A 13271-nucleotide genomic window follows, 5' to 3' on the forward strand; every position below is an offset into this window, starting at 1 on the left:
CCTGCCAAAACATCTGAATTGGGAGTGTTATCATTTAGTTAATATGTATTTTAAACGAAGGTATTCTAAATAATATTAAGGACTTGTGCTTTTTGTTTACAATTAATAACATTTAATTATTCTCGAGAATCTGTATTGATGTTGTACTAAATGATTCTTTGATTTTCAGAAATAGACAGAATTTTTCAAAAAGAAGTTTTCCTCAAGATGATATGAAGTTCTGATTTCTAAACGTCAGGTGTTGAAAATAATGGGTGTTTAGCATTAGAATTCTGTACTTCCCTAATGGGTGCGCACCGGGGGCTTTCACGAGTTACGGTAAGTAGATCTTGAAATTATTCATTTTTTGCGGTTTTATTGTATTATTTCGGTTCATGGATTGCCTGTCTGTGATATGAGGTTTTAGAGTCGTGTGAGTAACTGATGAGTCAAACCTGGCAGATTACCCATTGTGGACATCATAAGAATTCAGGTCTGATTTTTGTTATAACCGACTATAGCTACTTGTTGTTTTAGGAAAAGCTAAATTCAGAGCATACCTGATTTTAGGTAACTATGCCTGAAGGGGCAACCGGGCTTTTATAGTATGATTTTTATCCACTAAACAATTAAGCATTTTTGCTTTCTAGTTGGCAATGAATGTCCTTTTATTTACAAATAAACGCACAGTATTTTTTATAAGTCGATGATCAGCTTCTAGGTGTTTTTTTTCTGTTTTATTTATACCTGTAAACCTTATAGCAATTTTTGCTTTGTTGTTACTGAATGATGTAATTCTTCAAATGCAAGCTTGCATGTGGTTTTATCCCTTGGGTTTTACTATGTATTGGTTTTTCCGCATGGGGAATCGCAGAACATATCCTGTTTATCCCTTGGTCAGAATTGTCCGAAGGTTGGGTTTTCAGGTAATTTATTTCAGGATTATGATTTTCATTATATGAAATCGAGCATGACGAGAACGTCACACACTGGGATGATTTCTGCCATGCGAGATTCCATGTGACCATTAAAAATCAATTATAAACGCATGAAATCGAGCATGACGAAGAACGTCGCACACCGGGATGATTATCATGGCGAGATTCCATATGACTTCTGAAAAACAAATTTTAATCATATGAAATCGACAAAGATTTCAACCCGATTTTCGCGACTGGCTTAACCTCTGAAAAGCAAATTGTAAACACATGAAATCCTTTTCGCTTGCTTTTTTATTGGTAGGGCTAATGACCTACTCCCATTGTTATTCTCATCATGAAATCAAAGGGAATGGGCTTAGTGCAGGAGTTTTTCGGGAGGGTATGTCTGAGCAAGGCTCTTTTCTTATTGGCAAGAAGAAGGAAGGTTTTATTCCCCTGACGGTAGACGGCTCCTGGGAAAGTCTTGATTTATATGAGTCTATTTTCGGCTTTTTCATTCCAGAAGAAATTTCTGTTTATGAAATTTCTTCTCCAAGTATGGACAGCTTGGCTGAGTTCTTCTCCATTCTAGAGTCGGATCTACCCTCGCAGATCAACCCGCAGGATAATACTGACAGGATAAAAATGCGAGTCATCGACCGGGCGAGTGGAGTGCCTATACCCGGTACGCAAATTTATTTGAAAGGTCATGAGGATGGGAATTCCACCGGTATTTCAACTGATGAAAAAGGAGAAATTGAGCTGTTTTTACCTTCGGTGGATTCCTTAATGGATCTCACGGTTTCTGCACATGGCTACATAGGTTTGTTACAATGTGCTATTCCTGTTTGGAACCGGGATAGCGTGGAGATTAGTCTGCAGCCACTGGAACTTAATACCCCTATCCTTCTGGATCGAATCGGTTTTAAAAATAAAGGCAGGGATTTGTTGAAACCCACCGGTGGTTCGCTGGAGGATTTGGTGGGGCATTTGCTTCAGCATACTGATTTGCAGATAGATTTGAAATCCCATTTTGATTCCAGAAGGGGGCGTTATTATAACCAACGGATTTCGGAAAGGCACTCAAGAGCCGTGGTCTCCTATTTGATGGAAAAAGGGATTGACGGTGACAGGATCAATTCGGTGTCTTATGGCAGTTCCTATCCGTTGCTAGAATGTGGAGACACTTGCTCCGAAGAGGAATTTTCAATTAACAGCAGGATGGAAGTGGTCTTTTTTAGAGGAGATTTTCAGTATTTGCCTTATTCTTATCCACAATTTGATTTTGAAGGAGAAGTAGTGGTTGACTTAGGCACCAAAATCACCGTCTTGGGGCCCTCGACTTGGCCTGTATCCCAGACTCATTATAAAGAGAAGGTAATGCACGAAGAATCACACAAAGTTGGTCAAATTATCGATGTGGCTGGTGAAAGTTTCCCTTTTTACTATCTTATAGCAGGAAGTTTTACGGATTTACAGTTAGCATATTCTTTGGCTAACTATCTTCGTGGCAATTATACCCGGGAGGTTTATCTCATCCCTCCTTCAGAGGGGCAGAGCAGGTTTCTTGTAGCGTTGGATAGGTATGATGACTTGGAGGAGGCAGCCAAAGGAATGCGGAGGTATAGGCTGAAAATTCACGGGGATCACCTATGGATCTTTTCTACAAATCATCTTTGATTAAGTCTACATTGGTCAAGGGAAAAAGTAAAATGGATTTTTTATTGTGTAGAGTGTAGGAAATGGGTTTTGAGACTGTCATTTGAGAAAAAAAGAGGTTTCTGATTAGATAGTTGCCCTATTTGTCTAGTCCTGATAACTAGGATTATTTAATATGGGCTTTGTGGGTTGAAATAGAACGGAATACTTTTGAGTGCTAAAAGGTAGTCTGAGATTCAGGATTTTTCTTAAATTAATATGGAAATGGAATTTAATTTATCCGAAATTTTAATAATAGACGATGATGAGGTTGTGAAAATTGTCGAGAAGAGGCTATTGCGTAGAATGGAGTTTACAAAGCCGATTCTCTGTTTTGACAATGGGGAGCAGGCGCTTTCTTTTATCCGAAAACGACTCGTCAGAAGTGATTTGGCCAAGCCAAGTCTTATTTTACTGGATGTTGATATGCCAATAATGGACTGCTGGGGCTTTTTGGATGAGTTTGAAAAGCTTGATAGTAAGACTAGGTCTTCTTACAAAATTATTATTCGAACAAGCTCCATAGACCCCATAGATAAGGAAAGAGCACTGGCGCTGGATTATATTGGAGAATTTATGTATAAACCATTGAGTCCTGATCTGCTGTTCAAGGTGTTTAAGAGAATGAGCGTGGTATGAGATTTAATCTTCAGCGGTGTGTGGAGAAGCATTTCTGCGACGAAGGTTATCGCAGGGTCTCAGAAGGAGACACTTTTGCCTGTTGACCGAAGGTAGAGTCTCAAAAATATCAATGAAAAAATCACCTCCTTTGGTGTTTTTTTCGATTGTTTCAAAAAGAAGAGCAATCCGAAGCTTTTTTCTAAAATTATCGTTCTCAGTGCATTTTTTTGGAGTAGGCTAACTACAGGAATTACACAAAGGAATTAAAGGCAATTGTGGAAATTATAGGGAGATGTCCTTCATTAAACCTGAAATATGCATTAGCAATTCTACGCCACGGCGCACAAGTTACTGCAGCCATTACATTCTGTTTTCGAGTTCACCATATCCGCCGCAGCGGACTCACTCTCCAAACAGGCTGATTTTTTTTGCAATTAATGCCCTTCCCGATTTTAAGCGGGAAGGGCTATGACGAAACCTAATGTATAATTCGGGTTTAATCCTTGCATCTGAAATGGGTTGGGTTTTCAGAAATAACCGCACTTATTTTCGCATCTACCTGCTTCTCCAGATCCTTCAGTTCACTGCAGATTTCAGCACAGTTATACCGTGAGGGAATTGATTTGCACACTAAGATCTGCTGTTTATGGCCTAAATGAAAATCATCAAGTAGGATGTATGATATGCTGTGGCAGATTTTTATTTCAGATTTATCGCCCAAATCACCAATCTCCTCGCTTTTCACCCTAAAATGTGGATAACTTTCTGGTTTTCACCCAAAAAATACCCTGTACAGGGTATTTTTTGTCTCTTTTTAATTGCCTTACTTGGAAAAACTAACGGAGAAGAAGACTCCTGCCAACTATTTTTATTTTGACATGGACAACTAGATCTGTTCATGATTTTCTGAATCTTTGGAAAAGTAACTGATAATCAAAGGATTCATCTGTATTCTGTTATTTTATTGACAGTTAATGTCAATAATTAGTTTGTGTTGTGTCAGTCATTTACTTTAGGTCATGATAGGTTAATTAAAAACCCCATTCAATGAGATTTAATATAGTGCTAGAGCGTACGGGGGCAGGAAGGTTTATCCCCATTAATTATCAGTATGAGCTTTCATCAGCGATATATGGGATTGTAGATCAGGCAGACTCGGAATTTGCAGAGTTTCTCCACCATCAGGGGTATAGGGCAAATGGAAGGCCTTTTCGCCTTTTCTCTTTTTCAAGGATGTTTTTCCGAGGATTTAAAGTGCTGACAGAGTCGGGTAGGATAGAGCATTATGGCAGGGAGGTGAGGGTAGAGGTGAGTTTTCTAGTGGATAGAATAGCCGAGGAATTTGTAAAGGGGCTGTTTATGAATCAGGAAATATTTCTGGGAGATAAAATTTCGGGTACTGCCTATCAGGTGCAACGGATAGAAAGTGTGTCAACACCCATTTTTCAGCAAGTAATGAACTATCGGTGTTTATCGCCTATTCTGGTTAGGCGAAAGCGACCTACGGGTGGAGAGGATTATCTCAGTCCTATGGATAAGGGCTATGCTGATCTGATTTTGGAAAACCTACTTTCCAAGAGTCTGGCATTTTCGGTTTTATCCCAAGGGGAGGAGGTAGGATTGGCAGACGAGTGTCCTCTATTGGATATGACTGTTACCGGGAAAATATACAAAAATGGGGTGACCATCAAGCAGCTGACACCACAGCAGTCCAAGCTGATTGGATATAGCTATGAATTCGAGCTATCCGCGCCGGTGGAGTTGCAGGAGATCGGCTATTATGCCGGATTCGGGCACTTGGGAAGTCAGGGATTTGGGTGTGTGGGGGTGAAAGGAGGAGACCAATGATAGCTCAAGGCCGATTTTTACCTTTCAAGGCTTTTGCCTTCTTAAGCAAATCCGCTTTGGAAATAGGCTTAGCATTTTTGTCCATCCTTTCCCATAATTTATCCCTTTCAGGACTATTGAAAGGGTTTGAAAAATTTTTGGGTAAAGTGATTGATTTTATATCCGACATATTCAAAGATACAAAGATTGGTAAGTTTAACAATAAAGCCAAAATGAAAAATTATTTTCCAGAAACGAGTTTAAATAATTCATCTCTTAAAGCTGCTTTGGCATCTAAAGTCACAAATCGTCCAGATTCGTCAAAAGTCAGCACTACCTTAATTCCCTTACATTTATCGGTGAGCCCAGTGAAAATATATACAGGGAACTCAAAGCTACTATCGTCTTGGTTGCAGTGCGAATACTTCCATTCCACCACCTCTTCGAGTTCTTTGGGCGATCGGATACCCTCATTGTGTAGCTGGGCAATACTTAGGTGTCTATGGTCATATTCAAGTTTCATTTTAAGATAGTTTATTTCAGGAAATTCAAAATTTGAGGGACACTATGCCCCCCAAATAAAATTCCCTTTAGTGCGATTAAGGTGTAAATAACAGTGCTTATTTTTCAATTCCAAGAGGGTTTTTATCAAAGTTATAAAAATATAAATTTTAAATTACAGTTCTTATAGGAGAATGTATGCGAATAAATATAAAGTTATCCCCCAACACCATGAAAGTTCCTTTCGATTACCAAAGACATTTGGTTGGCGCTTTTCATAAATGGATTGGTGAAAATCAAATCCATGACGACATTTCTTTGTACTCCCTTTCGTGGTTAATGGGTGGTAAAATCGTAAAAGAAGGTTTTGACTTCAAATACGGAGCGGAGTGGTCTATCAGTACTTATGACCCAATCCTTTTAAAATCCTTGATAAGCGGAATCCAGCAAGATCCAGATATAAATTTCGGCATGACTGTCAAAGAAATTACCATATCTGATGATCCACAAGTAGAAAGCATCCAAAAATTCTACCTCAACAGCCCCGTTTTTATAAAAAGAAAATCTGGGGATAGGCAGAAGCATTACCTTTTTTCTGATGAAGAGAGTGGCTTGTTTATGACACAGACATTGCAGACAAAATTAAAAAAAGCAGGTTTAAATCCAGAGGGTGTACAAGTCTCTTTTGACAAAACCTACCGTAATCCAAAAACAAAAATAATCACATTTAACGGTGTTGATTGTAAAGCAAGTATGTGTCCCATTGTCATTGAAGGTAATCCAGAACAGATAAAATTTGCTTGGAATGTAGGCATAGGGAACTCTACCGGTATTGGATTCGGAGCACTAAAATAATGGAGATGATGAAATATTATGTGGTAAAATATTCCGGCCCATTTGGGTTTATCAAACCCTGGACGGCGGTAAGGGATAGTGAGACATTCAGCCAGCAGTTTTTGACTCCTTCTATTATAGAGGGAATAGAGAAGAAATTGTTTCCCGAACTATTGGGAATAGCGGGCATTCAGAAAATAGTTGGCCACAGACTTTCTTATGATCAGCTTTCCGGGCAACAGGAGGTAATTCAAACCAGGGGTTGGAATTCAACCAGAAAAGGAAGAGAATTTCTTTTTGACCGACCGAAGGCTATTTTGATACGGGGAGTTTTGCAAAATCCGATCCTTCACTTGGCTTTTGAATCCGAAGAGGATGCGTCAATAGCAGCAAGGCAACATGTATGCCTGTGTAGGAACGAGGATATGATGTATCCGGATGATGTCATTGCTGTAAGCCAAGAAGTTTTTGAAGAAGATGAAGAAAGATTTCCGGGCTTCGAGCTGGTGTTTGAGAAAAATGACAAATCATTTTTAGTAGGCTATCACCGGGTGAGTAATGAACCAATGTACGGTTGGATTAAAGTAGTCGGTCAACCTGTATCTTCTTTCTAATGGAAAACCTACTCGCTAAGTCTGCTCCTGAATTTACTCCCTTAAAAGACCATCTTTTGCATGTCTCCTATGCCGCTAAGGCATTTGGGAGATATTTGCAAATGGATGAATCTGTGGCTTTCAATGGAGCTATTCTTCACGATATAGGGAAAGCCCATCCTGAGTTCCAAAAAAGAGTAAAAGGAAATGGGCGTAACAGCAAGGTATTCAGGCATGAAATAAGTTCATTACTTTTCTTGTCGGTATTTTCTGAAGAGGACTATCCGGCATTATTGGATATGGTCATTGCCCACCACAAATCTGCTAAAAATGATGCCGGGGACAAAGGATTGTTGGACTTGGAAAACGGGTATGAGTATATCGACTACCATGTGGGCAAATGGGATCAATGGTCACCTGATGCCTTTAAACTGCTCAATGAGCTTGGGATTCCATGTGTCCCGTTTGGTGAAGAAATTGCCCGCCAAAACCTGTCTTTCGCCATATCTTATTGTAAAAAACAAACGAAAATCAGAGGATATGCTGAGTGGAGAGGATTGCTGATGGGGGCAGATCACTTTGCCTCTGCTTTGATCAATAGCACAGAAAAAAATCTTGAAAGGGCTTTTCAGATCCCCAATCTTAGTTTTTTTAACCGTACACATCCCCTTTACCCGCTTTCCTATAAAGAAACCGCTTCACCAAAGAAACACACCCTTGTTGTGGCCAGTACAGGGGCAGGTAAAACCGATTACCTATTCAAAAGGACAAAAGGAAGGGTTTTTTATACGCTCCCATTTCAGGCTTCCATCAATGCCATGTTTAAACGGGTGGCGAAGGATCTGAAAGAGTCCAACCCTGATCTGGACATCAGGGTTTTGCATTCCGCCTCTATGGTAGTCCGACAAAATGGAAAGGAAGAAGAGAGTGTTTTGCAGCCACTTTTCGGTTCGGCGATTAAGATCCTGACCCCGCATCAATTGGCAGCGATTGCTTTTGGGATGAAGGGTTACGAAGCCATGTTGCTAGACTTAAAAGGTTGTGATATTATTTTGGATGAAATACATACCTACACAGGGGTTTCGCAAGCCATTGTACTGAAACTGGTTCAGATTCTTAAACAATTGGACTGCGCGATACATATCGGTACCGCCACTATGCCAACTAAGCTGTATCAGAAAATAACAGAAGAATTGGGTGATGATATTTTGGAGGAAAAACTCACCCCTGAAGAACTGGATGATTTTGACCGGCATACCCTATACAAAATCAATTCATTTGAAGAGGTTTTGCCACTTATTAATCAGGCTATTGAAGAGGATAAGAAAGTATTGGTGGTCTATAATAGGGTCGCCAGGGCTCAGGAGGCCTATCTCAATTTAAAAGAATTGTATCCTGATACTCCGATTCTTTTGCTCCATAGCCGCTTCAAAAGAGGCGATAGAAATTTTAAAGAAAAACTACTGCTTGGCCTGGATGAGGACGGAAATCCGATCGGAGAATTTAATACTTCTACCGAAGCTTGCATTGTGGTGTCCACCCAGATCGTAGAAGTAAGCCTGGATATCAGTTTTGACCTAATGGTGACAGAGACAGCCCCTATAGATGCGTTGATTCAGCGTTTTGGTCGGGTCAACCGAAAAAGAACCGAAGACACCATAGGAAAACCCAAACCAATCTATGTAATCGCTCCTCCGGAAAATAAAAACGATGCCCTGCCCTATGATGTGGAAGTACTCCAAAGGTCTTACGATGTTTTGGAGGACAGCCAAGTACTTAAAGAAAGGGATTTGCAGGGAAAAATCGACTATGTGTTTCCTGAGATTGATTTTATGAATATAGAAGAGCATTCGGTATTCAAATCAGATGGGAAAATTACCATAGACAAGCTCACCCATAGAAGCAAGTCGATACTGTTTGACTTGCTCGAAATAGACGGAGTATCCTGTATTTGTGAAGGGGATCTTGAAGAATATGAGAACTCTGATTTCGAAAGGAGACTGGAACTGGAGATACCGGTAAGGTATTTTGCCGTACGGGGAATGAACCAAGCACAAAAAGGAAACAAGCCCTTTATCATCCCGGACAAGTCCTATGATTTTGAGATTGGCCTGGATGTGAAGCAAATAAGGGAAAACAACTTTGACGTAACTAACCAAATATTATGATCACGGCAGTAATAGGCAGGACTTTTCTCAATGCACATAATGAGAAATATGGCAAAGAACTTTCCCCAAAAGCGTTTTTTGAACAAGAGTACTGGGAATTGTTTTACAACCACCCCAAATACATGCAATGGGTAACCAATTCTCCTTTTGTGCAAATGAAAAGTGGACAAAAGCCACATTTACTTTCGGTAGATGAAAGGATGGAAAAGCTGGAAAATCTATTTGAAAAAGCGGAAAATGAAATTCCGGATGCGAGTTTTGCTTTGGGATATCCTGCTTCCGAATCGAAGGAGTATGCCAGCACTTCCGGATTGGTCAGCGATGTGGTCATTCCGGTGGATGAAGATGAAGTTTACCTTTCCTGGATAGGCAGCAGTCTTGGAATCGGAGTAGCGGGAGGCTTCACTATTCTGTTTGACAATCCTGCCATCACACTTCAAACCTTTGAAGGTTGGAAGGTTTATCGTAAGTATTTGAACGATCCTACTTTGGGAAAACTCCGGGGAAATCAGATCAATACCTGGAGCGGCCAGTGGTTGACATACTCACTAAATTCTGGGGAATATCGGGAGGATTTTGATTTTTCGGAGCTTACCAATCAGAAGATATTCAAAGTGGACACAAGTCTGGCGGAAGTAGCTACCGTCAATTGGAGCCAATTGTTTTTTAGTTTATCTACCCAATTCCCCAATGCCGAAATGATGGGCTATGTCTATGGATTTGGCCAAACAAACAAAACGATAGGTTTTATACCGTTTCAATTCAAATCGGGATCCCGGCTAAAGGATGTTTATAAACAGCTATTCGGAGGAGTTTACTTGGATCCTAAACAATTTGAAAGCCTTTTTGGAATGCACATTAAAAGGGCCTGTGAGTTGGGAAGTATAGGGTTGCAGGCTTTGCGGCCTGACAGTCTGAAGAAATACATGACTGAGAACAAGACCTTATCCTTCAAGAAAGAAGAAGACACAATAAATTATCAAGCATACAAAACCTGGTTAGTCGCTATGTTAACACGAAACAAAGAAGAAGTCACAGATTATACCCCCAAATTGGCTGAGGTCATTTTGCGGTATAGAAATACCGGAAAAGGAATGTCAAGAGTCACGCTGGTGGAAAAAGAAATGTTCACCTCCAAATCCAAAAGGGGATTTATAGAATCCTTAACGCTTATGATCCCGGATTTGGAAGGAGAAGATTTGGAGTCGCTCAAAACCTTAAAAGATGAAGTACACCTGATGACCAACGAGGAATTCGGCTACTTTCTTACGCTTTTGAAGTTCGATTACGCTTATCAACAAAAGAAATCATAAATCCTAAATAACCAAAAGATGAACACTATTTATATAAGAACATTAAAAAGAGCCGAGCACACCGTTTTCAATGTGGCCAATGGTCAAAAGTACTATTATGATGTTCAGTTCAACAAGAGAATCCCCTTTTCCAGCGGACAGCAGGTTAAGCGCTCGTTGATTGATGCGCTTTGCGAAGCCATTGAGCAAACTCCGTCCCCCACCACCTTTCTGTTTGAAGTGGATAAACAAAAAAAGCTCAAGGAGGGAGAGGTCTATGGTACATGTGACCCTACCTACGCCGACCAGTTGTTCGGAGGATGGATGAAAGCCTCTAAAGGCGGAGGTGAAAGAACCCTTAAGCGAAGAAGTCCCCTGTCCATTTCCGCCATGAGGGCATTGCACCCCCTATTGGCCGGTCTTGATTCCAGTGGTGGAGAAGCCGGATCTTTCGACAGAAGTGAGCGTCCCAACAATGCTGTGATCATTAGGGATGAAAAGGGGAATATTCTTTCAGATGAGGAAATTGACGTTGTATTGAAAACGGAAGGTAACACGGATAGAAGTTTGGGAAGGAAATGGTTGAATCCTGCTGAGCGTGCTACCGGTCTTTTTGTATTTGATATAGCGATTGATTTGCGAAGACTCTTTTCTGTCAGCATTAACCAACTTGAACCTGAAATGGCCGATTCGACGATTACCAAACTAAGGGAGGAAGGCTGGATAGAATCCAGTAATGTATTTGGCCCCTGTCTGGTAGCTCCAAAAGCACTTCGGGAAAAATGGATTCCGGGCCTCACCAAAGCCATTCTCAACTGGCGCATCACATCCAATCAGTCACGGACTTTTAGTTTGATGGATACGCTGGCCATTTCCATCAGTGACAATGCCAACCTGATAGCAGGCAGTATACGGGCTAAACTTTCAGAAGAAGATTCCAGAAAGGCTGATCCCATTGTGGATGAAAGCCTAAAAGGAGTAGAGACATACATTTCCTTACAGGCTGGAGGTTTTATTCAGACCAAAGGTGAAACCGCTGATGCCCTAGAACGTGCCGAACAAGCACTAATTGACAAAATGATGGTATTTAATTATGAAAATCAGTCTTAATGAGAAAGAGAGAAAGTCAATTCAGGACTTTCTCTTATATTTTTATAGTTAACCTGTTAAGTTAATTTCTAGTATTAATTAGATGCCTATCACCGGAACCCATATCGCCTACCTTCACACCTGCCACCGCAAGCTCTGGCTATTTGCAAATGGCATACAGATGGAGCATACTTCCCAGATAGTGGCTGAAGGGAAATTAATCGCTGAAACTACCTATCTCGACCGTGCCAGAAAATATACAGAATTGGAAATGGAAGGCATCAAAATCGATTTTTACGATGCCAAAAACAAGGTAATCCATGAGGTGAAGAAATCAGATAAGGTAGAGCATGCCCACTTTGCCCAAGTCAAATACTACCTGTATATTCTGCTTAAAAACGGGATACCTGGTGCCTCTGCGATATTGGAATACCCAAAAATGAAGCAAAGGGAAATTGTAGAATGGGAAGAGGATGATAAGGTTAAGATAGAAGAATGGATCTCGTCATGCTCTACCATCATCCATGACGAACAATGTCCCCCTTTACTGAAGAAACCAATATGTAAGAAATGCAGCTACCATGATTTTTGTTATTCCGGGGAGGAATAAAAGCGATATGAATCTGAAGTTTTTGTATTTAATGTCTCAATTTCAGCTATTCAGGATAGGTTTTGATAAAATAATACTTTAAATGATTATGCTACCACTTTTATGAAAAAGACCTACTATCTATTTAACCCAGGTCGCCTGAGCCGCAAAGACAATACGCTGAAGTTTACTCCGGTAGATGAATCGGGTAGGGAAGGAGTTCCAAAGTATCTTCCGGTAGAAGGGATTTCCGATCTTTATTGCTTTGGCAGCTTGGATACGAATTCTGCTTTGTACAACTTTCTGGGGAAAGCCGGGATCAGCATCCATTTTTTTGATTATTACGAGCATTATACGGGAAGCTTTCAACCCAAGGAATACCTATTGGCAGGTAAAATGCAAATCAGCCAAACTAACCATTATTTGGATAGAGATAAACGTCTTAAAATCGCCAGAAAATTTGTAGAGGGGGCAGCATTCAACATCACCAAAAACCTTAGATACTATATGAAAAGGGAGCGGGATTTGGACCAACAGCTCAACCGGATTCAATCTTATTCGGAACTTGTCGCCGCTGCTTCTGATATTCCTTCGCTGATGGGTATTGAGGGGAATATACGGAGTACTTATTATGAAGCCTTTGACCATATCATCAAGGATCATGCGATGGAAAGCAGGAGCATGCGTCCTCCGCTTAATGAGATCAACACACTTATCTCATTTGGCAATATGCTATGCTACACCCAGTGTCTGGATCAGCTTTATCATACCCAACTGAATCCTACGATTAGTTACTTGCATGAACCCGGCTACAGAAGGTATTCTCTGGCATTGGATCTGGCCGAGATTTTTAAGCCTATTTTAGTCGATCGGACTATTTTTAGAGTGCTGAACAAGCGGGAAATCCAATCCAAGGATTTTGATTTTCAGACTAATCGGGTGACGCTGAAAGAGTCGGGAAAAAAAGCCTTTCTCAAGGCGTTTGAGGAAAGGCTAAATGAAACCATCAAGCATAGAACCTTGAATAAGCACGTTAGTTACAAGCATTTAATCAAACTGGAATGCTATAAGCTCAGCAAGCATATCTTGGAAATAGAAACGTATAAACCGTTTAAAATTTGGTGGTGAGTATCAAAACATTTCTGGGGAAACGCTAAAGA

The 13271-nt window shown here is 40.5% G+C and carries 11 protein-coding genes; 10 read left to right on the forward strand and 1 reads right to left on the reverse strand.

Going from position 1 to position 13271, the window contains the following annotated elements; translation table 11 throughout:
• Window positions 1–1187 precede the first annotated feature (1187 nt).
• The 3 genes from ID165_RS03530 (at window position 1188) to cas6 (ID165_RS03540) (ending at window position 5066) form a co-directional block, all read left to right on the forward strand.
• Window positions 1188–2579 (forward strand): OmpA family protein, encoded by a 1392-nt coding sequence (locus ID165_RS03530; protein ID WP_192349015.1) that lies wholly within the window; start codon window positions 1188–1190, stop codon window positions 2577–2579.
• Between the two features lie 243 nt (window positions 2580–2822).
• Window positions 2823–3236, forward strand: a complete 414-nt coding sequence (locus ID165_RS03535) for a two-component system response regulator (RefSeq protein ID WP_192349016.1) — start codon at window positions 2823–2825, stop codon at window positions 3234–3236.
• Window positions 3237–4265: 1029 nt separating this feature from the next.
• Window positions 4266–5066, forward strand: a complete 801-nt coding sequence (gene cas6 / locus ID165_RS03540; RefSeq protein ID WP_192349017.1) for a CRISPR-associated endoribonuclease Cas6 — start codon at window positions 4266–4268, stop codon at window positions 5064–5066.
• Between the two features lie 220 nt (window positions 5067–5286).
• Here the strand turns inward: cas6 (ID165_RS03540) and ID165_RS03545 are convergent, their stop codons facing one another.
• Window positions 5287–5568: a hypothetical protein gene (locus tag ID165_RS03545; protein WP_192349018.1), complete on the reverse strand. Its 282-nt coding sequence runs from the start codon at window positions 5566–5568 to the stop codon at window positions 5287–5289.
• A gap of 209 nt (window positions 5569–5777) precedes the next feature.
• Between ID165_RS03545 and cas6 (ID165_RS03550) the strand changes: the two genes are divergently transcribed.
• From cas6 (ID165_RS03550) to cas1b, 7 genes are all read left to right on the forward strand, one after another.
• On the forward strand, window positions 5778–6401 hold the full coding sequence (gene cas6 / locus ID165_RS03550) for a CRISPR-associated endoribonuclease Cas6 (protein ID WP_225586967.1): 624 nt from the start codon (window positions 5778–5780) through the stop codon (window positions 6399–6401).
• Between the two features lie 5 nt (window positions 6402–6406).
• Window positions 6407–6994 (forward strand): hypothetical protein, encoded by a 588-nt coding sequence (locus ID165_RS03555; protein ID WP_225586968.1) that lies wholly within the window; start codon window positions 6407–6409, stop codon window positions 6992–6994.
• Window positions 6994–9141: a CRISPR-associated helicase Cas3' gene (gene cas3 / locus ID165_RS03560; protein ID WP_192349020.1), complete on the forward strand. Its 2148-nt coding sequence runs from the start codon at window positions 6994–6996 to the stop codon at window positions 9139–9141. Before ID165_RS03555 ends, cas3 begins: the two co-directional genes overlap by 1 nt.
• Window positions 9138–10454: a hypothetical protein gene (locus ID165_RS03565; protein ID WP_192349021.1), complete on the forward strand. Its 1317-nt coding sequence runs from the start codon at window positions 9138–9140 to the stop codon at window positions 10452–10454. Before cas3 ends, ID165_RS03565 begins: the two co-directional genes overlap by 4 nt.
• Window positions 10455–10472: 18 nt before the next feature.
• Window positions 10473–11543: a CRISPR-associated protein Cas7 gene (locus tag ID165_RS03570; RefSeq protein WP_192349022.1), complete on the forward strand. Its 1071-nt coding sequence runs from the start codon at window positions 10473–10475 to the stop codon at window positions 11541–11543.
• An 82-nt stretch (window positions 11544–11625) separates the two neighbouring features.
• Window positions 11626–12132 carry a CRISPR-associated protein Cas4 gene (gene cas4 / locus ID165_RS03575; protein ID WP_192349023.1) on the forward strand — a complete coding sequence of 169 codons (507 nt, stop codon included), beginning with the start codon at window positions 11626–11628 and terminating at the stop codon, window positions 12130–12132.
• Between the two features lie 102 nt (window positions 12133–12234).
• The gene (cas1b, locus tag ID165_RS03580; RefSeq protein ID WP_192349024.1) at window positions 12235–13239 is read left to right on the forward strand and encodes a type I-B CRISPR-associated endonuclease Cas1b; all 1005 of its coding nucleotides are present in this window, start codon (window positions 12235–12237) and stop codon (window positions 13237–13239) included.
• The last annotated feature ends 32 nt before the right edge of the window (window positions 13240–13271 follow it).

The sequence above is a fragment of the Algoriphagus sp. Y33 genome (assembly GCF_014838715.1).
In the GTDB taxonomy this organism is placed as follows: Bacteria; Bacteroidota; Bacteroidia; order Cytophagales; family Cyclobacteriaceae; genus Algoriphagus.

Bases quoted from the DNA above. Each gene is read 5' to 3' on its own strand.
- cas4 (WP_192349023.1), top strand. From the start codon at position 11,626: ATGCCTATCACCGGAACCCATATCGCCTACCTTCACACCTGCCACCGC.
- ID165_RS03535 (WP_192349016.1), top strand. From the start codon at position 2,823: ATGGAATTTAATTTATCCGAAATTTTAATAATAGACGATGATGAGGTT.
- ID165_RS03530 (WP_192349015.1), top strand. From the start codon at position 1,188: ATGAAATCCTTTTCGCTTGCTTTTTTATTGGTAGGGCTAATGACCTAC.
- ID165_RS03565 (WP_192349021.1), top strand. From the start codon at position 9,138: ATGATCACGGCAGTAATAGGCAGGACTTTTCTCAATGCACATAATGAG.
- ID165_RS03555 (WP_225586968.1), top strand. From the start codon at position 6,407: ATGATGAAATATTATGTGGTAAAATATTCCGGCCCATTTGGGTTTATC.
- cas6 (WP_225586967.1), top strand. From the start codon at position 5,778: ATGAAAGTTCCTTTCGATTACCAAAGACATTTGGTTGGCGCTTTTCAT.
- cas6 (WP_192349017.1), top strand. From the start codon at position 4,266: ATGAGATTTAATATAGTGCTAGAGCGTACGGGGGCAGGAAGGTTTATC.
- ID165_RS03545 (WP_192349018.1), bottom strand. From the start codon at position 5,568: ATGAAACTTGAATATGACCATAGACACCTAAGTATTGCCCAGCTACAC.
- cas3 (WP_192349020.1), top strand. From the start codon at position 6,994: ATGGAAAACCTACTCGCTAAGTCTGCTCCTGAATTTACTCCCTTAAAA.
- ID165_RS03570 (WP_192349022.1), top strand. From the start codon at position 10,473: ATGAACACTATTTATATAAGAACATTAAAAAGAGCCGAGCACACCGTT.
- cas1b (WP_192349024.1), top strand. From the start codon at position 12,235: ATGAAAAAGACCTACTATCTATTTAACCCAGGTCGCCTGAGCCGCAAA.